The organism is Lysinibacillus sp. YS11, assembly GCF_002896375.1.
In the GTDB taxonomy this organism is placed as follows: Bacteria; Bacillota; Bacilli; order Bacillales_A; family Planococcaceae; genus Lysinibacillus; species Lysinibacillus capsici.
Genome location: NZ_CP026007.1, coordinates 844,843 through 868,922, shown reverse-complemented (window position 1 = coordinate 868,922; position 24,080 = coordinate 844,843). Strand labels below are relative to the sequence as shown.

Here is a 24,080-nt window from a genome sequence, read left to right as displayed (position 1 = left end):
TGCTCTTACCCATTCAAGGCCTTTTTAACAAAGCGATTTATATCAACATCAGCGCCTATAACAAGCATAATATCTCCTAATAAAATCTTGTCACTCGCCTGTGGAGATACGATAATATCAGCCCCACGCTTAATTCCTACAATATTGATGCCATATTTAGCGCGAATATCTAAATCCATAATGGAATAGCCAGCAATCGCATCATTAGCCTTTAATTCCATAATGGAGTGTTCATCTGATAGCTCTAAATAATCTAGAACAGTATTCGACAACATATTATTAGCAATACGAATACCCATATCTCGCTCAGGATGGACGACAAAATCTGCGCCAATTTTACGTAAAACCTTTTCATGGTAATCGTTTTGAGCTTTTACTGTAATTTGCTCAACACCAATTTCCTTTAAAATGATTGTTGTTAATATACTTGCTTGAATATCTTCCCCAATTGCTACAATCACGTGCTCAAAATTACGAATACCTAATGAATTCAACACCGATTCATCGGTTGAATCTGCAATAACAGCTTGTGTAGCAATGGAAGCAAACTCATCTACACGCTCTGAAGAATGATCAATTGCCATTACCTGTGCGCCCTGACTCATTAATTCACGAACAATACTGCCTCCAAAACGTCCAAGCCCTATGACTGCAAACTCTTTTTTCATCATAAAAATCCCTCCGAAAACTACTATACCACCATTGTAGCCTATTCTCTGCGATATGTATTGTCAAAACAAGAGCCAATTCGTCAATGGTGGACAACAAAAAAGACGAGGATCTTAATCCCCGTCTTCAACATATCGTTATTATTCAGCGTTACGCATCTCATCTAGCACGCGGTTTACACGCTTTTCTAGCATTTTCATACCACTACCACCAGCTTGCATATGACGCAGCTGACCATCTTTATCGAACACAAAATATGCTGGAACATATTGGTTTTCAAAAGCATCTGTTAGCTTCATTTCACTATCTACAAAGATTGGTTGCACAATATCATGCTCTGCTGCTACTGCTTTAATTGTGTCTAAATCAGTATCTGCCTCAGAACGTGGCATATGTACTGCTACAACGTTTAATTCATCTTTATATTGATCGCGGAAATTGTTCACATCTGGCATTGCTTCTTTACATAAATGACAGCTTACTGACCAGAAGTGGATTAATGTTGGTTTTTTGCCTACTAATTCTGCTTTAGTTACTTCACCATTTAACCAAGTCGTTGCGCCAACTAATTCAGGCATTTGTTCACGAAGTTTCATAAAAATCCTCCTCTAAAAGATCGTTTGTCTTCAAATATTTAGATAACGGTATAAAAACTCTTTTCCAAAACAAAAATTCAGTTAAAAGTCCCCACAAGCTTGTCGTGGGGACTTTTAATTTTTCGCATAATGATTCGACTCTATTTAGATTATAGAGTTGCTTGGCCTGGACGCCAGTTAGCTGGGCAAAGACCACCAGTTTGTAGTGCTTGAAGTACACGTAGTGTTTCATCAACATCACGGCCGATGTTGTTATCAAACACTGTTTGGTATTTTAATTCGCCTTCTGGGTTGATGATGAATAAACCACGTAATGCGATACCTTCTTCTTCAATTAATACACCATATTCTTTAGATACTTGATGGTTTGTATCAGCAGCTAATGGGTATTTTAATTCACCAAGACCATTTTGCGTACGGTCTGTGTTAATCCATGCTAAGTGTGTGTGGATTGTGTCAGTAGAAACACCGATTACTTCTGCATCTAAGTCTTCGAACTCGTCATAACGATCGCTCATTGCAGTGATTTCAGTTGGACATACAAATGTAAAGTCCATTGGATAGAAGAAAAGAACTGTCCATTTATCTTGTGCTTTAATATCTTCTAATGATACTTTACCAAACGATTTGTCTGAAAGTACTGCTTCCATTGTAAAGTCAGGTGCTTGTTTACCTACCATGCGTTCTGCCATAATAAATCCCTCCGAATAAATATGTAGTTTATATATTCCATTCGCACTAGCGAACTCGTCTTCTACGATAGCAGAGTAACCGCAGTTTTTCAAACAAGTAAACTCCGCCCGTTTGGATGATTAAAATGGATTGACAAAAATTCGTCAAATCCATAACTGGAATTATTGCTATTGTCTATCTACAAGCTATTTTTGACAATAATATTCTACTCTATTCAAAATTTTTCTCACTTTCATTTATACCCTATTTTTTAACTTTTTACAGCTATTTTTTTCACGAAAAACGATTGCAAATTTTTTATTATTATGTATAATTGTAATGGTTTTAGTAAACTAAAAGTTTCGTTAAAGTAAACTTCATATTTCGAAAGTTTATCATTGCTAAACTTCTCTTAGGAGGGAAAAGATGCAAATAGGAGCAAAAATTAAAGCGCTTCGTTTAAAAAAAGGTCTTACCCAAGAGGAACTTGGAGAACGTACAGATTTAAGCAAAGGTTATATTTCCCAATTAGAACGTGATCTAAACTCACCTTCAATTGAAACATTATTTTCAATCTTAGAAGTATTAGGGTCAAGACCCAAAGACTTTTTTGATGATGAATCACCTGAACAGAAGGTTGTTTATACAGAGGAAGACCAATCTACCTATACAGATGAAGAAAAAAAATATGAAATTCAATGGCTGATTCCTACTTCGAATGAAAAAGAGATGGAACCCATTTTCTTAACCTTTGCAGCAGATGGCGAGTTTAAACAGTTTGAGCCTTCGCTTTCTGAAACATTTATTTATGTTGTTAAAGGGCGTATTCGTCTCGTTTTAGGGAATGAACAGTATATCGCAAGTGAAGGTAACGCACTTTATTATGACGCGACAGACCATCATCAGATTTTTAATGCACATGATGATGAAACAAAAATTTTACTTGTCGCAACAGATTCTTATTTATAGCTTAAGGAGGCGCATCCATGACAACCAATTCAATTATCCGCTTTGAAAATGTTTCAAAGTCATATAGCGACGGTACCGTCGTTTTAAAAAATATCAATTTGGAGCTTGAAAAAGGGAAATTTTATACACTGCTTGGTCCATCAGGTTGTGGTAAAACAACCATTTTACGAATTATTGCAGGATTTACGGAACCTACAACAGGAAATATATTTTTCCATGATAAAAAGATTAATGCAGTTCCTGCCAATGAACGTCAAGTTAATACTGTTTTTCAGGATTATGCGCTGTTCCCTCATTTAAATGTGTTTGAAAATGTCGCATTTGGCCTACGTATTAAAAAGCTTCCTGAAAAGGACATAAAAGAGCGTGTAGCTGAAGCCTTAAAGTTTGTCAATTTGGCAGGCTATGGTAACCGCGAAATATCTGAAATGTCTGGTGGACAACGACAACGAGTCGCGATTGCACGTGCCATTGTCAATGACCCTGAAGTAATTTTACTGGATGAGCCACTTTCAGCTTTAGACTTAAAGCTACGTACAGAAATGCAATATGAGCTACGTGAATTACAGCAACGTCTTGGTAAAACATTTGTCTTTGTTACACATGATCAAGAAGAAGCACTTGCCATGAGTGATGAAATTTTTGTCTTAAGTGAAGGACAAATTCAGCAGTCAGGTACACCAGTGGATATTTATGATGAACCGATTAACCGCTTTGTTGCTGACTTTATTGGTGAATCCAATATTGTACCCGGCGTGATGATTGAGGATTTCAAGGTTGAATTTGCTGGCAAAGTTTTTGAATGTGTCGACCAAGGGATGAAGCCAAATGAAAAAATAGACATTGTCATTCGACCAGAAGATTTAGAAATGACAACGATCGATAAAGGCAAACTTGTGGTAAAAGTGGATACACAATTATTCCGAGGGGTACATTATGAATTATCCACATACGATAAAGATGGTAATGAGTGGCTAGTCCATTCATTGAAGAAAGCAGAAGTAGGGACTGAGATTGGCTTAGACTTTGATCCTGAGGCGATTCACGTAATGCGCTTAAACGAAACAGAGGAAGAGTTTGATAAACGATTAGAATCGTATGGAGACGATGAAGATGCAAACTAAAACATCAAAATCAGCGTTATTTCCATATGTGTTATGGATTGCCTTTTTCGTTATCGCGCCAATTGCACTCGTTGTCTATTATTCCCTGCTTGATTTACATGGCAACTTTACGCTCGATAACTATAAAGCGTTCTTTTCTTCTGTTTACTTAAAGATGACTTTGAGCTCGTTTTGGTATGCATTTTTAATTACATTCTTTACACTATTAATTTCATACCCAACTGCTTATTTTTTAACGAAGACTAAGCATAAACAACTTTGGCTTCTACTTATTATTATTCCTTCATGGATTAATCTTTTGTTAAAAACATATGCCTTTATCGGCATCTTTGGGTTATACGGGCCTATTAATGCATTTATCGAAGTATTTGGCTTCGATCCAAAGCAAATGCTCTTTACCGATATTAGCTTTGTCTTTGTGTCGGTCTATATTTTTATTCCATTTATGATTTTACCGATCTTCAATTCTTTAGATCGTTTAAACCCAACGCTCATTTATGCAGCACGGGATTTGGGTGCTTCGGCTTTTACAACCTTCCGTCGTGTTGTTTTACCATTGACAATGGATGGCGTTAAATCTGGTATTCAAGTTGTCTTTATCCCTGCCCTATCCCTGTTCATGATTACTCGCTTAATTGCAGGGAACCGTGTCATTACTCTAGGCACAGCGATTGAACAGCAATTCCTTGTGACGCAAAACTGGGGTATGGGTTCCACTATTGCTGTATTCTTAATTTTATTCATGGTGATTATCATGCTAATTACGGGACAAAAGGATAAAGGAGGTCGCGTACGATGAACAAACTATCTGCTTCAGCCAAAGTCTATTTAACAATTGTTTTTATCGTTCTCTATGCTCCAATTTTCTATTTAATCTTTTACTCGTTTAATAGTGGCGGCTCCATGAATAATTTTGAATCCTTTACTTTGGAGCATTATCAAGCTGTTTTTGAAGATTCGCGTCTTCTTGTTATATTAATAAATACGGTCATCGTGGCATTACTTTCTGCTCTCATTTCTACTATTATTGGTACGCTAGGAGCAATTGGAATTGTGACGGTTAAGGATTCTAAAATGCGTAATACTTTATTATCCTTAAACAATGTCTTAATCGTCAGCCCAGACGTAATTATCGGGGCTAGCTTCTTAATTTTATTTACAATGGTAGGCATTAAACTGGGCTTTGCATCTGTTTTACTAGCCCATGTTGCATTTAGTGTACCGATTGTTGTATTAATGGTTTTACCAAAGCTACTAGAAATGAATAACTCATTAATCGATGCAGCATTAGATTTAGGGGCAACGAAAAAGGACGTTATGATGCGTGTCATTCTTCCTTATATTCAGCCAGGTATTTTTGCAGGCTTCTTCCTTGCCCTTACGTATTCATTAGATGATTTTGCCGTGACATTCTTTGTAACAGGTAATGGCTTTAGTACTTTATCCGTAGAAATTTATTCAATGGCCCGCGCAGGAATTTCTCTAACGGTGAATGCAATTTCTGGATTAGTATTCTTTGTTACGGTTTTAGTTGTTGTTGGTTATTATTTCATGACAAGTCGTACGAGTAAAAGAATGGAGGGGCATCGATGAAGTCACTAATTCAAGCTACCATCGCCATCCTTGTCGTTTCAGCCCTTTTATTCTATGCGGCTGATGCCTTAAGTGCGGGAGGCGGTAAAAGTGGAAAAGACACGTTAACCATCTTTAACTGGGGAGAATATATTGATCCTGATTTGTTAAAAGAATTTGAAAAAGAAACAGGCATTCATGTCATCTATGAAACATTCGATTCCAATGAAGCTATGATGACAAAGATTCAGCAAGGCGGAACAGCTTACGATATTGCTGTCCCTTCTGAATATATGATTGAGAAGATGAAGGAAGAAAAATTATTAATTCCTTTAGATAAAACGAAAATCCCTAATTTAAAAAATATTGACCCTTACTTTTTAGATTTACCATTCGATGCTAACAATAAATATTCTGTCCCTTATTTTTGGGGAACAGTAGGTATTGTCTACAATCCAAGCCTTGTTGGAGACTTAGACTTCTCCTCTTGGGACGATTTATGGGACCCTTCTTTAAAGCGAAAAGTCTTTTTAGTAGATGGTGCGCGTGAAGTCATTGGGATGGGCTTAAACAGTCTTGGCTATTCTCTGAATTCACTAGATGATCAGGAACTTCGTGAAGCTACTGACAAATTAATTACACTTGCACCAAATGTTAAAGCGATCATTGGAGATGAAATCACACCGTTAATGATCAATAATGAGGCAACTGTTGCCCTTACATGGTCTGGCCAAGCAGCTGATATGATGTATGAAAATGAAGAGTTAGACTTTGCTGTACCTGAGGAAGGCTCAAACTTATGGTTTGATAATATGGTCATCCCAAAAACATCGAAAAATATTGATGGTGCCCACACCTTTATTAACTTCATGCTAAGTGCTGAATCAGGTGCTCAAAATGCTGATTTTGTAGGCTATTCTACTCCTAATATTGCCGCTATGGACTTAATGGACGAAGAAGTTGTTTCTGACGAACGCTACTATCCTTCTGAAGAACAACGTGATACATTAGAGGTCTACAAAAATTTAGGACCTGATTATTTAGGGAAATACAACGAATTATTTTTAGAATTTAAAATGAGTATCAGATAATTAAACTAGCGAATTGGTTTTCACACCAATTCGCTAGTTTTTTTCTCTGCTTGTCTAACTGTTTATTAAACTAAGAACATTTTCAATCGACTATTTGCATTATTATATTTATAAAATATTTTATCTAAATTTTAATAGATTCTCACATTAGTGTACTTTTGATAGTCCATAACTTCTAACGCTCAACATCGCTACAATTTATAGCCATGCTTTATGCCATTACAGACAGACTCTCCAAATTTTTAATCTCCCTTTATAAGAGAAGTCCCTCAATTGTTGTTGCTTTACTAATTTATCCTCCCATAGCTTCTTTTCCCTCAACTTTTATGACTAAAATGTATTATTTCATCATGCATAGGTGCGTGGATAAAAACTTTTGTGGAAAACCATTCTAAATATAGAACCAGTACTATAATCTTAACTATTAGCCAAGCAATAATTCTTTATGATAGACTGTACTATATTTGATTACAAAAAGGGGGTTCATTCGATGACCCAGCAGAAGTCCAATAAGGCGGCTTTGTATATTTTAATGTTTAATATGTTTATCGCAATGGGGAGTATTGGCATTATTATTCCTGTCATGCCAGAGTATTTAAAAATATTTGGTGCAGCAGGACAAGTTCTAGGTATGCTAATCGCAACGTTCGCCTTAGCTCAATTCGTATTTTCTCCTATTGCTGGGAATCTTTCAGATCAGTACGGACGAAAAAATTTAATTATTTTCGGTCTTATCGTAACAGGTCTTGCACAAATCGGATTTGGCCTTGCTACAGATGTATGGATGCTCTTTTTAGCACGATTTTTAGGTGGTCTAGGTTCCGCATTTGTTGCACCTCCTATTATGGCTTTTGTCGCTGACGTCACAACCTATGAAGAACGTGGGAAAGGTATGGGGATGTTGGGTGCCGCTATGTCTCTTGGCTTTATGATTGGACCTGGTATTGGTGGCTTTTTAGCAAAGGTAAGCTTACATTTCCCATTTTTCACAGCTGGAGCTGCAGCCATTTTAGCATCTATTTTATCTTACTTTTTATTACCTTCTACCAAACCAAACACTGCTCAACAGAAACAAAAGCAAGACAATCTGGCGAAGCAAATGGCTCGTTCCATACATATGCCTTATTTTGTTATGCTCATAATTATGCTGGTGTTCTCGTTTGGAATTGCAAATTTCCAAACGACATTGTCATTATTTGTGACAGAAAAGTTTAATTACACACCTGTAGATATAGCGATTATATTAGTTGTTGGTGGTGCTTTTGGAGTAGTAGTACAAATGTTTATTATTACACCACTGTTCAATCGTTATGGTGAAATGAAAGTAGTACTAGTAAATTTATTTATTGCATCCGTTGCTATTTTCTTAATATTATTTGTTTCTGGCTTTGCCCTTATTTTAGTTGTAGCAACAATTTTCTCTACAGCAACGACATTAATTCGTCCAGCTGTTAATACACTCATCTCAAAGCTTGCAGAGAAAGAGCAGGGATTTGCTGCGGGCTTGAATAATGCCTATATGAGCCTCGGAAATATGATTGGACCCGCTTTGGCAGGTTTATTATTTGACTGGAATATGAATAGCCCATATATTTTCGGTTCTATCATATTATTAGCCTGTTTCTTCCTTGCGCTCATCTGGACAGTGAAAAAAGCACCTCATTTAATGCATCCCGATACAAAATAGTCTGAAAAATCATTGACTATTTTTAGCAGTATGTTACATTATTGTTGATTCACAAAATTGAATGATTTTAACCACTAGGGGAGTCTTTAAAAGGCTGAGACGTATATGGTAATATACGGACCCTTTGAACCTGATCTAGTTCACACTAGCGGAGGGAAGTGGCGCTACTTGCTGTTGTCACTATATACACGCAAGGCCGCTTCCTATTGTTTAAAGGGGGTGGCCTTTTTATTTTTCCTCACGAACTTTACCAAAAGGAGTGAACTTTATGTCAATTCGTAAATTAACAGTCATGGCTTTATTAGTAGCCGTTGCTGTTGCAGGCTCTACTTTCGTATCCATCCCAACAGGAATCGCACGTGCTTACCCAGTTCAGCATGCTATTAATGTGATAGGAGCCATTATACTTGGACCCGTACCAACAGTTATAGTTGCCTTTGTCACTGCCATCATTCGTATCCTTACTGGAACAGGCTCTCTACTAGCTATCCCTGGTAGTATCATCGGTGCGTTCTGTGCTGCCCTTGCCTATAAATATAGCAATAAAATGTGGTTAGCTGGTATCGGAGAAGTTATCGGAACGGGCATTCTGGCTTCACTTATTGCCGTCCCTTATGCAAAATTATTCATGGGAACATCTGTAGCAGCATTCTTCTTCCTACCAGCCTTTTTAACATCAAGTACGATCGGTGCTATTTTAGGTGTAATGGTTGCGAGTAGCTTGCGTAAAACAGAGCTAGTAAAGAGGTTTAATTCTTCTCTTTATTGAGAGAGATTGAATTATGAGCATTCATTGAGCTGGGGTAGTCCAATTTGGATCGCTTTTCTTCTCATTTACCCTCTTTACAAAGGGGATAACTCTTTATTTCATGCAATATAAAAAAGCAGTGCAAAACTATTCGAGTTTGCACTGCTTCCTCTATTTTAAGATCGTTTTTTCATGCCTTTTAACAACTGTGCTACATTTGTGTCTTCTGCTTCTATAGTTTTTTCCTCAACCAGCGGCTCTTTTTTCTTCGCATTCGTTAGGAAATTCCAACCAAAACGTCTTATGGTAATATCAATAAAGAAAAGAAGCATACTCGCTAAGAGTAGCCATGTGGCAATATTTTGCCGATCTGCTCCTTTTGTCGTAAAGTCACGGAAGACATCTTGTGGTTCCTTTAAAACAGTGCCTCCTGTTCGTTGAGTTAACTCTTCTATCAGTTGGTTATTTACAGGGAGTAGTTCGTATTCAGCACTATAAGGAACACTTAGCCCTGCCTGATAAATGGCCTGCTTTTCATCTGCTATACGGAAGAAAATTAATCCAGGTTCAGCTTGTACTACAGCTCGAACTTGAGATGCGGAAATGGTTTCAAGTTGTGTTTCTAGCTCCTCCCCTGCTTCATTTACCGCTACAATATCTAAAAATGCGGCTTCATTTGTAGGGTCTGTAATCATAAAGGAACCATCTGCTTCCAATCTTACATCATAGGCTACATCATTGTAGCTTGGTAGCATTTGAGAAATAAGTGTTTGCCAAAATGCTCCCCAATTCTGCCATCTTGCCCAATCTCCAGTCCATTTACCCGTTGAATCAGATGTAAAGGCAAATGTTTTACCAAGACCATATTGCCACTGCGCTAACACAGGATCTTCTTTCTCGCTTTCTGCTACAACAGTAGCCCCCTGTTTTGCCGTTGTCCCAATATATGCATTCATTTGTGGGACACCATTAGCAAACAGTGAGTTCCATCCTGCTGCATTATAAATTGCCGGATAGAATGGATTGTCCTCAATATAGGTGCGGGAAATCATAGCTGTTTCCCGAGATAAAATAGAAGGAATGGTTTGCTCATCTATCACATCATAGAAACGTCCACTGCCCATGTCACTAAGCGCTTCTAATAAGTTCGCATCGGCATCTTGTCCAATCGCTACTGTCGATAAGGTTATACCCTCTTCTTTCCCTTCACCAATTAAATCCTCATAGTTCCCTGCCTGTGACTGCCCATCTGTTAAGAGGATAATATGCTTACGTTGGAGCTTTAAATCAGCAAGGTTCTCGTAGGCTTTAGCTAATGAACTATAGATTTCTGTTCCCCCACCAGGTGTTACTGATAAAATAGTATCCACAGCCTCTTCTTTACTGTTAAGAGGCCCTGTCTCTATAATCTCCCAAGGACGATCATCAAAGGCGATGAATCCTAATGTATCCTCATCTCGCAACATCTCAACAGAACGTGCCGCTGCTTCCTTAGCAAGCTCAAGCTTCGAGCCTTGCATACTGCCAGAACGGTCAAGTACAATCACTAATCCTAAGGAAGGTAATTGCTCTTTGCCCTTAATTTCCATTTCCACTGGCAATAAGGTTTCAAACGGTGTTTTAAAATAGCCGCCTAGACCAAAACTATTTTCTCCACCCACCATTGTAAAACCAACTCCAAAGTTTTTGACTGCTTGCTCAATAACACTCATTTTTGCTTCACCCACTAAATGACCTGGTACATTGTCGAAAACGATAGCATTATATTGCAAATAGCTGGATAGTTCATTTGGTAAACTTTTAGGTGCTACAACATCATAGGCAATGGATTGACTACCAAGTGCTGCTGCGATGGGTGATGCTGTTTCATAACCATTAACGATTAATAAATGTGGTTCACTTTGAACCATTGTGACACTAGTTAACTTATTGTTTTCAAAAATGGCATCCTGACCAACTTGAACAACGGCTTCATATTTTACAAGTCCTTCAGCTGTTGCTGCATGTTTATAGGTAAACACATTCGTGCCTTCAGTCAGCTCAACTGCCTCTCGATGAATAAGCTCATCATTTTCATATAGTAATAGCTCGCCTTGACCTGCTGATGTTGCATGTATGTCTGTCACTAATTGTTGTTGCTCTCCAACGTAAGCAACTTGAGGGGATACAAAGCTTTTTAGTGATACATCATTGACAACTGGTTGACTAAAAGGCTTAATATCCACACTAATATTAGAGCCTTTCAACTTCGTAGCAAATTCTAAAGCATCGCCCTTTGTCTCATTACCATCTGTTAGTAGCACAAGACGAGTTGCTTTTTTAGGATCTATAATCCCTGAAGCAAGCTGTAGACTTTGTTCTATATTTGTTTGATCGGTAGCTTTAATTTCAGTTAGTTTCGGTACTTCCTTTAATGTTTTAGATAAAATAGCTTCTGTTTGTAAAGTAGAGGAAAATGAATAAATGCCCGCAAGTTGTGGTTCTTTTTTTGATTGGAGGCTCTCCTGTATAAACTGAACCATCTCATCTTCCGTACCATTCATAGAAGCAGAACGGTCTACTAAATAAACAATTTGTTCTTCTTTTATTGGTAATAATAGATATGGACCTGCGAGTGCAAAAACTAAACAGCCTGCTGCCGCTATGCGAATAGTAAGTACAACAATATGACTTCTTTTAAGTCGCTGCCGCTCATGAAAGTATGTCCATCCAAAATACAAGAATAATGGAAGGAGTAACAACAATACTAACGGCATATCAATTCGTAAATCCACGACGTCGTTGCACCTCCCACTCTGAAACAAGCAATAGTAAAATAATTACAATTAGCCAAGGCACGAAAGAGGTCATCGACACTTCTTCCTTTCCATTGTCTGAAATATCACCTAATGTAAAACTTGTTCCTTGTTCAATGACACGTTCTTGTGCTTGCAATTGTACAATCAATTGTTTTTCCTCATTATTTGAGCGTACCATATAAATGCCTGGCTGTTTGGGCGCAGTTAGCATCCCCTTCGTAACAGACGAAAGAAACTCGTCTTCTTGCGAATAAACATTCCAGTCTCCTTGCGCTAAAGCAACTGCACGTTGTTCATTGGGTGAAAAAATCCCAAGTGACCCAACTGATTCTGTTAGCTGCTGCTCTGTACTCCATAGAAATAGTGGGAATGATGGATGTAAAGGCCAATCTGTATCAGCAATATCGGCTAAAACAACGATATCTCCTTTTGGGGAGCGTTGGATGAACGGCTCTTCTCCAACAGAAGCAATCGTTTCATAGTCCGCAAAACCAGGATAAACAGCACTAACATAAACATCCTTTAGTTCACTAAAGGCAAATAATGCATCACTGCTAGTGCTTACCGTCCCATTCGCATCTACTTTTTCTGCATCATCACGACCAAATAATACGAGGGGATTGTCCATCTTTTCCAATAACGCTGATTGGTTTGTGATTATGGTAGCATCTTGATTGTCAGCGACTTGCAAGGAAGGGACGATTTTTACGCCACTACTAACTGTTTGAAAACCTTTTTGTATCAGTTGATGCAAGCCTTGATCAACAATAATTTTTGACGTAGTCGTTTGTAGTAAAACTGTTTGTTGATTGTCTATGTCATAATCATCTTTTGCATCAATAATAGCTGTCATGGATTTTGCTAAAGGCAAATCTTTAAATGTTTTCGTAATGGCTTCATTTGGAGGCACAACGACACTTTCTGCTACCAGCTCCTCACCCTCTGCATTATTCAATGCGAGCGTTACCTTTTGCTCGGTATTTGTATCATTATGGAGTTGTACAAGTGCCAGCGTAGCTTGCCCATCTGTCGTAGCAGCAAAGCGGGTGATAGCGATATTTGTTAAGTCTTTTGTAGCACCTCTTACTAGCCATTTCACAGAATCCTTGTCCATCGGTAATTGCTTTTTATCAAGTGTATCTGTAAAAACATAGATAGAAGTCGGTGTGTCGCCCACAAATGCCTGTGCTACATCCAGCGCCTTATTCATTTCAGCAGTTTCATAGGTTACTTGTAAATCTTGAATAGCTTTTTTTATTTCACTCGTGTTTGTTTCTTGCTGTAAAACAGCTTTTGGTGCAGCACCAGTTGTAATTAATGTGACAGGTCGACCATTCAATTCATTCATCAAGTTCAGCATTTCCTGTTTATGAGCGTCAAAGGTTGATTGCTCTTTACCTGCCAGCATTGTGGCTGAAGTATCTACAATAAATATGGTTTGTGCACCAACAATGGTTGATTTTTTTATATAAGGATTCATCAATGCCAAAACAAGTAGCAGTAAAGCAAGAAGCTGTAAATATAGTAGGGCATTTTTTTGTAAATGCTTTAAATAAGGCGATACTCGCGTTTCCTGCATAATCTCCGACCAAAAAAGCGTCGAAGAAACTGTTTGATCTGTATATTTTTTTCGAAAGAAATAATAAAGTAGGACAATGACCGGGATGATGGCCGTCCAGCTAAATATAATTTGACTAAAGCCCAATACGGCTCACCTCACCTAATCCAATGTGCTTTTAATAATTGCTGGAAAATCGCATGTTGCAATCCATCTTCCACTTTCAATTGTAATTTTCGAACACCAAAGCGACGGCAAATGGCTTCAAATTCTTCTTCATGTAGTATGCGTCTTGCATGGTAGGACTCTAATACTTTAGAGGACATCGTCACATTCACATCATTACCTGTTTCACGATCAAGGAGACGTACATCACCCGAATAATTTGGTGACAGTTCTTCTTGCGTTACAATTTGCAAAATGCGAACATCTCCAGCATAGCGTGGTATCCTTTTTAATAGCTGTTCCCATTCCTCAATTGGCTCTAATCCATCTGTAACAATGAATAATACGGTACTATCTTTAGGTAAAGCTTTAAGTGCATCCTTGGCAAAACGATTAGAGTAATTAGCTTCCTCTATATCTGTTACTAGCTGTAAAAAAGCTCGGCGATACATGGTACCCTTCCGTCGAAATGGTGGCTTCACTTCATCTTGGACAAAAGAAAAGGATAGACGATCATCTCGACCTAATACCATCAGACCGAGGGAGGCCACAATTTGACGAGCAAATAACCACTTAGCATGTTGCCCCATTGATTTGGTAGCATCTAGTAGAATATGTACACGCATCTCTTGCTCATCTAAAAACCTTTTAATAAAGTATTTATCTGTACGAGCAAAGACGTTCCAATCCACTTGGCGTACATCATCTCCTAAATGGTATTCTCGAAAATCCGAGAAATCAAGGGATGCCCCGAAGCGTTGAGAACGGTGCGAGCCCTTATGTTGCCCGCGTAGTTTGGAGGCCGTCGCTACTTGAAAGCGACTGATTTTCGCTAACCAGTCTTCGGGCAATAAGTATTTTGCTGTCACTTGCTAATACCTTGCTGAACTTTTTCTAAAATAACATCAATCACATCGTCTGCTGTTTTTCCTGAAGCCTCCCCTTCATAATTCAACAGCATGCGATGACGTAAAACAGGCTTAGCAACAGATTTAATATCCGCTACAGAAACATGAAAACGACCATTCATTAAAGCTCTTGCCTTTGCCAATTTGATTAAGCTCTGCAAACCACGTGGACCACTGCCATACATTGCATATTGTTTAACCTCATCAAGCGCATCTGTTCTCTCAGGATGCGTAGCCACTACTAGATCAGTTGCATACTCTAGCATTTCATCAGCAACCATCACTTCCTTTACCATTTGCTGAGCTTGAATGAGAGCATCCGTATCCATCTGTTTCTGTAAACCAATTTCCTGGGCACCTGTCGTTCGCTTCATAATTTCCATAAGTTCGCTTTTTTCTGGATAGGGTACAAGAATTTTACAAAGGAAACGGTCCATCTGTGCTTCTGGTAATGGGTATGTTCCTTCCATTTCAATAGGGTTTTGAGTTGCCAGCACGAAAAATGGTCTCGCCATTTTTTTTGTATCCCCTAATATGGTTACCGTTTTTTCTCCCATTGCTTCCAACAAGGCACTTTGGGTTTTGGGTGTTGCGCGATTTATCTCATCAGCCAATACCATTTGACTAAAGATTGGCCCAGGTTGAAAGGTAAATTGCTGCTTCCCATCGGGTGTACGTTCAATCATGCTCGTACCTGTTATATCTGCTGGCATAAGATCTGGTGTAAATTGAATACGTGAAAACGACAGATCCAGTACCTCTGAAATGGTACGAATTAACATCGTTTTTCCTAAACCAGGTAAACCTTCTAACAATGCATGACCATCCGCTAATACTGCATACAGGGTATAATCAATTGCTTCTTCCTGTCCAACAATGAAGCGATGGATTTCTTCTTTAACTTGTTGTAATTTCGTACTCATATCTACATACTGTTGCTCTGTAAAGGCCATTTCTTTTCCTCCTACTGCGACTCAATTGACGTGAAATAAGATTGCACGACATTTTGTAAATCCTTCGGTAATTGTAAGCGCTCTGAACTCTCTAAATAGCTGTCTTTATAAGAGCCAATTACTTCTTCATAAGGTCGAATAGAACCTTTTGTTATCGGACCATTTCCTTGTTGCTCAGATACATGGGAACCATCTCCTAATGCGCCACCATCTACTGATGTCTCACTTGCCCCACCTATTCGATTCGGTGTCGTTAGCAAATTCCGACCGCCTTGGCCACTTCCTGCTCCTTGACCACCTTGTCCCTGACCTTGACCTTGGCCCTGTCCTTGTCCTTGGCCCTGTCCTTGGCCCTGTCCTTGTCCTTGTCCCTGGCCTTGGCCTTGGCCTTGGCCTTGTCCCTGGCCTTGGCCTTGTCCCTGGCCTTGTCCCTGGCCTTGTCCCTGGCCTTGGCCTTGTCCCTGGCCTTGACCATTGCTCTGGCCACTACCATTTTGCTGTTGAGAACCACTTTGAGCATTATTTTGACTAGACTGGCTTTGTTGATTACTAGGTTGGGAATTACCAGATGACTGTTGACTGTTTTGATTGTGGCTGCTGGCATTATTGGCACTCGCAATTGCATTTTGTAAGGAGTTACTTGCTGGTTTACCAAGTTTACTCATAGCAGTTTGTGTGGCATTTGCATTTTCTGTGAGCCCTTGCTGCATTTGGGCAAGCTCTTTTAGCTGCTCAACCTCTTCCTTCGATAATCCTTGGCCTTCTGTTGTGCCATCTTGACTAGCCGTTTGTTTATCCTTTAATTGCTGCTCCTTTAATGCTAGCTCCTTTTGCTTTTTGACAACTTCTCGTAAAGCTTCTTCTGCTGTTTCAGCCTCTTTTAAAGTATTTTGAAGTTCTTGCAATTGCTCCTTTACTTCTTTTGTTTCCGCCTTCTTCTCTAATTCAGCAACTTCCTTCTTCATATCTTCGATAACTGCTTGCTCCTTTTCAACCTCTATTGCTTCAATTTGCGTAGCTGCTGGGAACATATAAAGAATGGCTAGTACAACTGTTGTAATAAATAAACCGATAAACGCCTTTGGACGAAATAGATTTTTCTTTCGAGCCTTAAAGTCTGCGAAAGCTTTTTCAGCATTTTGGATAGCTTTCGATAATAATGATTGAACAAGAGGATCCTGATCATCTTTAAATGATAAAGCTGTCACTAATTCATTATGTGAGAAATAATGATCCAGTTTATGCAATGCCTCTTTCTCTTTGACCCGTTTCCACCAAATATAAGCAATGGTTGAAATAATAACGGTAATAAAGGCTCCTAACGCTATTTGGCGATAATATGGCCAGACAAATAGTCGGGAAATAAGTACGAGAGAAGCACTCGAAAGCAATGCCAAAAACAAACCGTATTGTGCAATGGGAATGCTTCTTTCAAGAGTTAATCTCGATTTTGCACGCTGAATATATTTTCGTAATTGCTTACGACGCTCCATACCAATTCCTCCTCATCGGTTACTTTTCATGTTGGCACGCAATTTTTTAATCGCAATCGTTAAACAAAGCACAATGATGAATACATAAGCAATTAAATAAGTAATCCATACTGGTAGTTCTACACCCGACAGCTCTGCTAATGCATCCCCCATCTCTGGAGAAATAAGTGTCAGCATCAAGGCACCTGGATTAATAGATGCCCAGAAATAGGTCATAAAGGAGGCACCTGTTCCAATGGCATTGCCCATTTGATGAAAGGCCATTGTTAAAAAGAAGAAGAATGCTGTAATACCTCCTAAGAAAATGATTGAGCCGTATGTGGCAATCATGGCAACAATAGTCCTCTTAGTAATCGTAGAAAACATCACGCCTATACTACCTATTGCTACTACAGTGACTAAATAAAATAAAAATATAGAAATAAGCTGTGAAGGCGACACTCCACCGAATAGAAACACTAGACTGTATAGTGGTAATCCCGCTACCAGCATCAATACTAGAAATGCTACGGAGGATAGTAATTTTCCAATAACAATTTGTGTAGAACTTTGTGTCGTTGTTAATAAAATATTTAATGTTTGCTTTTCGCGCTCACTACTGATAGCACCAGCAGTCAAACTTGGTGTAATGAAAAGAACTAATGCCATTTGCAAGATGGTTAGCACAGCAAACATCATAAAGCTTGTCTCTGGTCTAAAGAAGCCTCTGCCAGTAAATTCAGTTGTAAGCAATAAAAACCCTGCAATGAAAATACATAGTACAGCTAAATAAAACATTAAACCTGAAAAGCTTTTAAAAGAACGGAAGCGTAACTTCAATTCTTTAACAAGTACTGGATTATAAAATCTTTCCATCATTGATTGTCCGCTCCCTTCGTAATCGCCATAAAGACATCCTCTAAATCCTTCTCTTCTTCACTTAATGCATAGATTGGTAAATCTGTAAGCATAGCTTTTTTTAGCAATGCCACCTGCTCAGCATCTGTTCCTCGATAGTTAAAGGCTATTTCTAAACGATTTTCAATGACATCAATTGATGAAATATGAGGATCTTCCTCTAAAAACGCTCGTACTGCATCCAATTGATCTGTCACTTTCAACACAATACGCTTTTCTCCTTGTAGCTGGGCCTGAATCGCGGCTACATTTCCATGTGCAATTAATTTACCATTATCAATAACACCGATTTCATCACACATCTCAGCAAGTTCAGGTAAAATATGCGACGAAATTAAAATTGTTTTTCCCATAGACTTTAAATTCCGTAAAATATCTCGCATTTCCACACGAGCACGCGGATCTAGTCCTGATGCAGGTTCATCTAGAATCAGTACATTTGGATCATGGATGAGTGCACGAGCTAAACATAAGCGTTGCTTCATACCACGTGATAATAAATCAACATATTCATAGCGTTTACTTGTTAAATTCACTAGTTCTAATAGTTGTGGAATTAACACTTGACGCTCTGCTAATTGGATACCGTAGCTCGCTCCATAAAAATCTAAATATTCATCTACTTTTAACTGATCATAAACACCAAAGAAATCGGGCATATAACCAATTTGCTTTCGAACTTCTTTTGGTTCCTTCACAACACTTTTGCCATTTATCAGAGCATCTCCTGAAGTCGGTGACAATAGTGTAGCTAAAATAGAGAATGTCGTTGATTTCCCTGCTCCATTTGCGCCAACAAATCCAAATACAACGCCTTCTTCTAAAGATAAATTTAAATGATCTAATGCTGTAAAGGAGCCGTATCGTTTCGTTAAATCACGAATTTCAATCATTATTTTGCCACTCCTTTCAGCTCTATGTCTGGTAACTTCGTTTGTTCTCCTGATGGATCGGGACCATATTTGATTTCAATTCGAAGCTCCCCATCTTGATTAAAGTATGTTGAAACCTTGTCTGTAAACACTTGCTTTGTATCGACTAAAGGCTCATATATATTCGTTTCATTATTCCAAATGGATAGCTGCATACGTGAAACATCCTTATTAGAAATTGTCAGCTCATTAAGTGATTCAACGGCATCCATGAATTGATCTGGCATGGTCATCGTTACTTCGTACAACCCTTCAGATAGGTACCATTTATTCAATTCTTCCTCGATCTTTTCATAATAGCCATTTGCTGATAGTGGCTCTACTGAATACGAGAAGTTATTACGCTTCATTGTAAATGGCCCTGTTAGCTCAACTTTTCCTTTAAATGGTTGAATAAGCATCGTAATCGGTGACATATTGGCACTTGTTTCTAATTCAACACCTACCACAGCTTGATCTGTCCAAGCTGTAAGTATTGGCTGGTTATCCTTTTCGACAAGCGGCAATGCTAAAGTTTTCATTCGTTCAATCCGCATTGGGTTTACCTCATCCTTTTTCGATGGGTAACTATAATTATAATTATTGAAAATAGATGGTTTTTGAAGAACCGTTGTTTTCAGTTCCTTATTTACCTGTAATGTTCCATTTGCTTCAATATCACCTAGTTTTACTTCTTTCACACCAGAGATTAATGTGACATCTTTTAAAGCAAACGGGAAATTATTTTTAACTGTTCCTGTTAGTTTTTCATTTTTCAGTGTTATATCTATATCCATCTTCCCGATATTTTGTGCTGATGTTTTTCCACCAAAGGATTGCACAGACCAGTAGCTTAAATCACGTAATGTTAGTGTTGAACCGCTAGCATTTTCTTTTATATAAGAAGATTCATGTAATGGTCCCATCGTGCCTGTGAAGTTATTATAATTTCTTAATGCAACGGCAGTTGTATTTTGGTCAGCATTGACCACAAAGTCCCCACTGCGATTCGTTAGAATGGACTCTACATAATAGCCATTTACACTATTGTCTTCATTTACTTTATAGAATGCAGATTGTTGAACTTGTGGCTGAACAATACGATCCTTCGCTCCGACAATAAAGAGAACAATGGAAAGAACAACAGAGATGGACGGTATTATCCACCATGCATGCTCACGCTTGTCCGCTTTTTTCAAGACAAAATAAAGAATTGGCCCGATTATTAAAATATAAAGAATAATGACAATTAGCATATAGCTCACTGATACTTCGAATGATGGAAATAGTTCATTAATGTTACGAAGTTCATAAGATATTTGATCGAGAGGAGATTGTCCCTGTCTCATCATTCCTTGCTGTGAAATACTTTGAATATTTATCACTTTGGCTAAAAGTGCTCCGTAGCCGTCCATAGAAGCAAGTGGTTGATCACCTAAAGAGAAGGTTGTTTGAATCACTTCCCCGCTACCCACTTTTTTCTTTGCTGCTAACACTTCATTATTTTCTGTTAATACAGGTAAACTTCCTTCACTACTAGTAGCTGAGTATACTGAAATCGGCTGTGTAAAAATGCCGCCTCCTGACAATTTAGTTAAAGCTTCTGCAGAAATCGCAGTCATTTCTTGTGATAATGACAAAGGTAAATACTCTTTAAAAACCCCTGCTGTAGCATTAATTTGGTCAGCAGCACCTAGAAGTAAGGTACCACCATCCTGTACCCATTTTAGTAATGCTTCTTGTTGTTTCGGTGTTAAATCAGCAATAGCCACTTCATCTACAACAATGACATTGGCCATCGCAAGTCCCTGCGAATCTTCTGGAAGTGTATAATCTTTTAATTGATTGATATTAAATACTTCCACATTACTTTGAGCTACAAATGTTGATAAACGTAATAGTGCAGAAAGACGATCACTTTTATCTGTTAATGTATAAATGAATGTTGATGAGGGGTCTAAAAAATTTGATTGCAGACGTTTAGTTCCCTTATAGGCAATCTTTTTTCCTTTTTCAATGCTTCCCTCATAAAAAGCAAATAAATCGGTGTCCGAATAACTATAGTCAGCTAAACCATCAAGATAGAAAGTAAATGTCTTTTCCTCTCCTGCTGCTATATCAATTGGAACGACAAGTGCTGAAGCTGCCTCATAAGAATTTGATGAATTAATCGCCATATCTCCTGAGAAGTCAGCTCCATTATTTTTCACTGTAACTTGGAGTGGTACTACTGATTGATATTTCGCTTTACCAGAAACACCCGCTGTTGCTTTCACCTCTAGCGTAGCAGCAGCACTTGCCTGAGTTGTAGGCAAGATAAAGCTCATTACCAGCATGACTAGTAAGGCCAGTGCCGTCCATTTTGTCTTTTTCAAAAGCTCAACCCCTTTTTATGTAAATAGATGGTTACATAATTATACGATTTATATTGCATTTTGTTCCATTTCTTATGTTATCTTCATTAATATTCATAAACTCTTAAGAATTCTACAATGCAAAAAGGCAACTCCAAAACAACCTGGAGCTGCCTGATTTTCTATTTAGTATAATCAAACAAACACCGTGCATGATCCTGCACTACTTCCACAAACGCCTCTACTTGTCTTAATTCAAAAGAGGATTCATAACCAATTAGCCAAGTATCGCGTGTAAGACCAAACTCTTTTTCATCATTTGATAGAGGGATTTTGTGAATGGCATCGTGGTCATTTAACGTAATAGAAGGCAAGATCGCATAACCGATACCATTTAATGCCATTTGCTTGCAAATTTCAATTTGATCCACTAAAATTTGTTTTCTTGGATTCGAGGCAAAATGCTGCTGCCACCATTGCTGAATTTCTTGATAATAGTTGGAATCACTCTTATATTGAATAAATGGACGGTCTGTCTTTAACACATCTTCAATTGTTTTAACCTCTTTGTCCACTAAATAAAGAGTATCTCTGAAAAGGTGGATCTTTTCTCCTTTCCAGTCAACTTGGCCTCGTACAATGCCTACATGGGCCTCGCCCTCGTAAAGAGCCTTCACAATTTCAGAACTCCAGCCCGTCATCAGTGATATTTTAGCCTCTGGATATTTTGACACAAACTCCTTCAAGATTTTTGGTAGCCAGTTCTGACCAACAATGGAAGCACAAGCAATTTTCAATGTCCCGTTTACCTTTGTCGTTAAGGATTGAATCGTTTCAAATATTTCTTCCTTTTTGGCTAGCATTTCCTTTGCATAAGCAATAACTTGTTCACCAGCAGGTGTTGCTGTTAAACCTTTTTGTGAACGAATAAATAATTGTGCACCCCAGTCTTTCTCAATCGTTTGCAATCGTTGTGAAAGGGCTGGTTGGGATAAAAATAGACGTTCTGCTGCTTTCCGCATATTGCGTTCTTCAGCTAAGATTTTTAAAATTTCTGCCTCTGTTGCCATCAATCTGTAAACCTCCAATACAAGCAAAGAGGGCCTCATGATTTTCATCTGAGTTCCCTCTTAAGCTACTACTCTTTTTGATAAATATATTTTTTCAATTGCTTTAAAATAACACGTCTTGTTAATATCCCTGCGAATGTACCATCTTCGTCCACTACACATAAAAAGGCGTGGTTAATAACTAAATCCAAAGCACGCTGGAAAGTATCCGTCAGCTTCAATACAGCGATCTCTTTTTCCATAATAGAGTCAACCTTAATATCAGGTAGCTTTTCATATTCAATATGCTCAAGTCCAAGAATCGATTCGGTAATCATTTTCATGCTAAGTAAACCTTGAAGTCGATATTTCAAATCTAATACAGGTATGGACGAGTACCCTGTACGTGTTAGTACAAGGAGTGCATGTTCCGCACTATTTCCACTTTGTACATGCGCAACTTTTTCAGAGGAAATGATAAAATCACTAATTGGCATTGCTAATAAGTCTTTGCTGTTAGTTGAAATCATGAACTTCTTCTCCTTTTCTGTCCTCACTGTGTAGAACAGTCCTTCCCTTTCATCATATCACAACTTTTCTATGTATGACCATGACCAGGCCGAGAAGAGTTTTTCATGAACAATGAATTATTTTAGCCTTTACAGCAAAAACTTAGAATATCTTCATCCAGTCAAGTTTTTCGTGACCGAATGAAGATGGTTCTTAACTAATAGCCCGCCTTACTCCAGTAGTAAAAAATCATGATCCCTAAAAAAAGCAAAAAAATTGCATAGACCCAAACAATTGGGTTCAACATCGTTGCATATTCTTCAACTGTTTCTGAAATAGGGGTATCATTTTCAGATTTCCGTTCAGAAGTCATTTTAGCTATTTTTAACGTATAAACAAACGAAATAGCAGAAATGATCACAATGGCAATAATTGCTGGTATTAACCACATACCCATCGGCAAAACTCCTTTCTTTACCCTTAGTATGCGTCAACCCAGCTATTCGTTATGCAAAGATTTTTAGAATGGATATTGATTGAGCCACTGCCCACCATCCAAAGTTACACATTCTCCATTCATATAACTTGCTTTGTTAGACATCATAAATGTAGCTAAATCAGCAATTTCTTCTGGTGTTCCTATACGGCCTAGTGGAACAGAATCTAGTGTACGAGCTGCCGCTGCTTCTGATTCCCAAAGCTTATCGGCTCCACCAGTACGCTCGATCGGACCTGGTGCAATAGCATTAACCCGAATCCCATACTGTTTCCCCCACTCAACAGCTAGCGTTCTCGTCAATGATAGTACCCCTGCTTTTGCTGCAGCTGAATGGATCACACCTGCTCCTGCATTCCAAGCATACGTCGCTACCATATTTAATATAGACCCTTTGATCTTATTCTCAATCCAATACTTGCCTACTGCTGAAGAGCAATAGAATGTACCATTTAATACAATATCTACGACAGCCTTCCAGCCATTCGGTGATAAATCCTCTGCACGTACAATAAAGTTACCCGCTGCATTATTCACAAGCCCATCCACTTGACCAAATTTTTCAATAGCAAATTCGAGCATAGCCTCAGCATGCTCAGGTACACGTACATCCATTTGGAATGTCTCAATAGAGGGACCAGCCTCCGCTATAAATTTCTTTGCCTCTGCTAATCGTTCTTCGTTACGACCTGTTATAACAACATTAGCTCCCTCAGTTACGAACTGCTTTGCCATATACAGCCCCATGCCACTTGATCCACCCGTAATAATAATCATCTTCCCTTGCAACATTCCATTTCCCCCTTTGTTAAAAATGAATGGTGATTCACTAAAAGTTTACTATATATTCTCGAATATGT

Annotated in this window: 22 protein-coding genes and 1 riboswitch; of the genes, 7 read left to right on the top strand and 15 right to left on the bottom strand. The window is 38.4% G+C overall.

Translation table 11 applies throughout. The features are described 5' to 3' along the window. Positions 1 to 5: 5 nt before the first annotated feature. The 3 genes from LBYS11_RS03970 to LBYS11_RS03960 form a co-directional block, all read right to left on the bottom strand. Positions 6 to 668: a potassium channel family protein gene (locus tag LBYS11_RS03970; RefSeq protein WP_004224679.1), complete on the bottom strand. Its 663-nt coding sequence runs from the start codon at positions 666 to 668 to the stop codon at positions 6 to 8. A 141-nt stretch (positions 669 to 809) separates the two neighbouring features. Then, positions 810 to 1,265 (bottom strand): TlpA family protein disulfide reductase, encoded by a 456-nt coding sequence (locus LBYS11_RS03965; RefSeq protein ID WP_004224678.1) that lies wholly within the window; start codon positions 1,263 to 1,265, stop codon positions 810 to 812. Between the two features lie 149 nt (positions 1,266 to 1,414). After that, positions 1,415 to 1,957 (bottom strand): peroxiredoxin, encoded by a 543-nt coding sequence (locus LBYS11_RS03960; protein ID WP_004224676.1) that lies wholly within the window; start codon positions 1,955 to 1,957, stop codon positions 1,415 to 1,417. Positions 1,958 to 2,363: 406 nt separating this feature from the next. Between LBYS11_RS03960 and LBYS11_RS03955 the strand changes: the two genes are divergently transcribed. The 7 genes from LBYS11_RS03955 to thiW all read left to right on the top strand — a co-directional run bounded on the left by LBYS11_RS03955 (position 2,364) and on the right by thiW (position 9,149). After that, a complete protein-coding gene (locus LBYS11_RS03955; protein WP_004224674.1) occupies positions 2,364 to 2,906 on the top strand; it encodes a helix-turn-helix domain-containing protein in 543 nt (180 codons plus the stop codon). Positions 2,907 to 2,923: 17 nt separating this feature from the next. Then, the gene (locus tag LBYS11_RS03950; protein WP_048391964.1) at positions 2,924 to 4,030 is read left to right on the top strand and encodes an ABC transporter ATP-binding protein; all 1,107 of its coding nucleotides are present in this window, start codon (positions 2,924 to 2,926) and stop codon (positions 4,028 to 4,030) included. After that, on the top strand, positions 4,020 to 4,829 hold the full coding sequence (locus LBYS11_RS03945) for an ABC transporter permease (protein ID WP_048391965.1): 810 nt from the start codon (positions 4,020 to 4,022) through the stop codon (positions 4,827 to 4,829). Before LBYS11_RS03950 ends, LBYS11_RS03945 begins: the two co-directional genes overlap by 11 nt. Continuing rightward, positions 4,826 to 5,623 (top strand): ABC transporter permease, encoded by a 798-nt coding sequence (locus LBYS11_RS03940; RefSeq protein ID WP_048391966.1) that lies wholly within the window; start codon positions 4,826 to 4,828, stop codon positions 5,621 to 5,623. Before LBYS11_RS03945 ends, LBYS11_RS03940 begins: the two co-directional genes overlap by 4 nt. Next, on the top strand, positions 5,620 to 6,693 hold the full coding sequence (locus LBYS11_RS03935; RefSeq protein WP_048391967.1) for an ABC transporter substrate-binding protein: 1,074 nt from the start codon (positions 5,620 to 5,622) through the stop codon (positions 6,691 to 6,693). The genes LBYS11_RS03940 and LBYS11_RS03935 overlap by 4 nt, the downstream gene beginning before the upstream one ends. 490 nt (positions 6,694 to 7,183) lie before the next feature. Next, positions 7,184 to 8,380, top strand: coding sequence for an MFS transporter (locus tag LBYS11_RS03930; RefSeq protein WP_103117522.1), 1,197 nt, complete (start codon positions 7,184 to 7,186; stop codon positions 8,378 to 8,380). Positions 8,381 to 8,446: 66 nt separating this feature from the next. After that, positions 8,447 to 8,554, top strand: a riboswitch (TPP riboswitch). A 94-nt stretch (positions 8,555 to 8,648) separates the two neighbouring features. Next, positions 8,649 to 9,149: an energy coupling factor transporter S component ThiW gene (thiW, locus tag LBYS11_RS03925; RefSeq protein ID WP_054549817.1), complete on the top strand. Its 501-nt coding sequence runs from the start codon at positions 8,649 to 8,651 to the stop codon at positions 9,147 to 9,149. A gap of 155 nt (positions 9,150 to 9,304) precedes the next feature. Here the strand turns inward: thiW and LBYS11_RS03920 are convergent, their stop codons facing one another. From LBYS11_RS03920 to fadH, 12 genes are all read right to left on the bottom strand, one after another. Then, a complete protein-coding gene (locus LBYS11_RS03920; RefSeq protein WP_103117521.1) occupies positions 9,305 to 11,902 on the bottom strand; it encodes a VWA domain-containing protein in 2,598 nt (865 codons plus the stop codon). Then, positions 11,886 to 13,631 carry a vWA domain-containing protein gene (locus LBYS11_RS03915; RefSeq protein ID WP_048391971.1) on the bottom strand — a complete coding sequence of 582 codons (1,746 nt, stop codon included), beginning with the start codon at positions 13,629 to 13,631 and terminating at the stop codon, positions 11,886 to 11,888. The genes LBYS11_RS03920 and LBYS11_RS03915 overlap by 17 nt, the downstream gene beginning before the upstream one ends. A gap of 11 nt (positions 13,632 to 13,642) precedes the next feature. Beyond that, complete coding sequence (locus LBYS11_RS03910) at positions 13,643 to 14,518, bottom strand: DUF58 domain-containing protein (RefSeq protein WP_048391972.1); 876 nt, start codon at positions 14,516 to 14,518, stop codon at positions 13,643 to 13,645. Then, complete coding sequence (locus tag LBYS11_RS03905; protein ID WP_048391973.1) at positions 14,515 to 15,510, bottom strand: AAA family ATPase; 996 nt, start codon at positions 15,508 to 15,510, stop codon at positions 14,515 to 14,517. The genes LBYS11_RS03910 and LBYS11_RS03905 overlap by 4 nt, the downstream gene beginning before the upstream one ends. Positions 15,511 to 15,521: 11 nt before the next feature. Then, a complete protein-coding gene (locus LBYS11_RS03900; RefSeq protein WP_103117520.1) occupies positions 15,522 to 17,003 on the bottom strand; it encodes a hypothetical protein in 1,482 nt (493 codons plus the stop codon). Positions 17,004 to 17,015: 12 nt separating this feature from the next. Continuing rightward, entirely contained in the window at positions 17,016 to 17,861 is an 846-nt protein-coding gene (locus LBYS11_RS03895; RefSeq protein ID WP_103117519.1) for an ABC transporter permease, read from the bottom strand. Continuing rightward, positions 17,858 to 18,793 (bottom strand): ABC transporter ATP-binding protein, encoded by a 936-nt coding sequence (locus LBYS11_RS03890; protein ID WP_103117518.1) that lies wholly within the window; start codon positions 18,791 to 18,793, stop codon positions 17,858 to 17,860. Before LBYS11_RS03890 ends, LBYS11_RS03895 begins: the two co-directional genes overlap by 4 nt. Continuing rightward, positions 18,793 to 21,186 (bottom strand): DUF7408 domain-containing protein, encoded by a 2,394-nt coding sequence (locus tag LBYS11_RS03885; RefSeq protein ID WP_103117517.1) that lies wholly within the window; start codon positions 21,184 to 21,186, stop codon positions 18,793 to 18,795. The genes LBYS11_RS03890 and LBYS11_RS03885 overlap by 1 nt, the downstream gene beginning before the upstream one ends. Positions 21,187 to 21,347: 161 nt before the next feature. Next, the gene (locus LBYS11_RS03880) at positions 21,348 to 22,235 is read right to left on the bottom strand and encodes a transcriptional regulator CcpC (RefSeq protein WP_048391978.1); all 888 of its coding nucleotides are present in this window, start codon (positions 22,233 to 22,235) and stop codon (positions 21,348 to 21,350) included. 68 nt (positions 22,236 to 22,303) lie between these two features. Next, a complete protein-coding gene (cbpB, locus tag LBYS11_RS03875; protein ID WP_004224640.1) occupies positions 22,304 to 22,744 on the bottom strand; it encodes a cyclic-di-AMP-binding protein CbpB in 441 nt (146 codons plus the stop codon). 197 nt (positions 22,745 to 22,941) lie between these two features. Further along, positions 22,942 to 23,181 carry a hypothetical protein gene (locus LBYS11_RS03870; protein ID WP_048391979.1) on the bottom strand — a complete coding sequence of 80 codons (240 nt, stop codon included), beginning with the start codon at positions 23,179 to 23,181 and terminating at the stop codon, positions 22,942 to 22,944. 63 nt (positions 23,182 to 23,244) lie between these two features. Further along, positions 23,245 to 24,012: a 2,4-dienoyl-CoA reductase gene (gene fadH, locus LBYS11_RS03865; protein WP_103117516.1), complete on the bottom strand. Its 768-nt coding sequence runs from the start codon at positions 24,010 to 24,012 to the stop codon at positions 23,245 to 23,247. Positions 24,013 to 24,080 lie beyond the last annotated feature (68 nt).

Bases quoted from the DNA above. Each gene is read 5' to 3' on its own strand.
- LBYS11_RS03970 (WP_004224679.1), bottom strand. From the start codon at position 668: ATGAAAAAAGAGTTTGCAGTCATAGGGCTTGGACGTTTTGGAGGCAGT.
- LBYS11_RS03965 (WP_004224678.1), bottom strand. From the start codon at position 1,265: ATGAAACTTCGTGAACAAATGCCTGAATTAGTTGGCGCAACGACTTGG.
- LBYS11_RS03960 (WP_004224676.1), bottom strand. From the start codon at position 1,957: ATGGCAGAACGCATGGTAGGTAAACAAGCACCTGACTTTACAATGGAA.
- LBYS11_RS03955 (WP_004224674.1), top strand. From the start codon at position 2,364: ATGCAAATAGGAGCAAAAATTAAAGCGCTTCGTTTAAAAAAAGGTCTT.
- LBYS11_RS03950 (WP_048391964.1), top strand. From the start codon at position 2,924: ATGACAACCAATTCAATTATCCGCTTTGAAAATGTTTCAAAGTCATAT.
- LBYS11_RS03945 (WP_048391965.1), top strand. From the start codon at position 4,020: ATGCAAACTAAAACATCAAAATCAGCGTTATTTCCATATGTGTTATGG.
- LBYS11_RS03940 (WP_048391966.1), top strand. From the start codon at position 4,826: ATGAACAAACTATCTGCTTCAGCCAAAGTCTATTTAACAATTGTTTTT.
- LBYS11_RS03935 (WP_048391967.1), top strand. From the start codon at position 5,620: ATGAAGTCACTAATTCAAGCTACCATCGCCATCCTTGTCGTTTCAGCC.
- LBYS11_RS03930 (WP_103117522.1), top strand. From the start codon at position 7,184: ATGACCCAGCAGAAGTCCAATAAGGCGGCTTTGTATATTTTAATGTTT.
- thiW (WP_054549817.1), top strand. From the start codon at position 8,649: ATGTCAATTCGTAAATTAACAGTCATGGCTTTATTAGTAGCCGTTGCT.
- LBYS11_RS03905 (WP_048391973.1), bottom strand. From the start codon at position 15,510: ATGGCCTTTACAGAGCAACAGTATGTAGATATGAGTACGAAATTACAA.
- LBYS11_RS03900 (WP_103117520.1), bottom strand. From the start codon at position 17,003: ATGGAGCGTCGTAAGCAATTACGAAAATATATTCAGCGTGCAAAATCG.
- LBYS11_RS03895 (WP_103117519.1), bottom strand. From the start codon at position 17,861: ATGATGGAAAGATTTTATAATCCAGTACTTGTTAAAGAATTGAAGTTA.
- LBYS11_RS03890 (WP_103117518.1), bottom strand. From the start codon at position 18,793: ATGATTGAAATTCGTGATTTAACGAAACGATACGGCTCCTTTACAGCA.
- LBYS11_RS03880 (WP_048391978.1), bottom strand. From the start codon at position 22,235: ATGGCAACAGAGGCAGAAATTTTAAAAATCTTAGCTGAAGAACGCAAT.
- cbpB (WP_004224640.1), bottom strand. From the start codon at position 22,744: ATGATTTCAACTAACAGCAAAGACTTATTAGCAATGCCAATTAGTGAT.
- LBYS11_RS03870 (WP_048391979.1), bottom strand. From the start codon at position 23,181: ATGGGTATGTGGTTAATACCAGCAATTATTGCCATTGTGATCATTTCT.
- fadH (WP_103117516.1), bottom strand. From the start codon at position 24,012: ATGTTGCAAGGGAAGATGATTATTATTACGGGTGGATCAAGTGGCATG.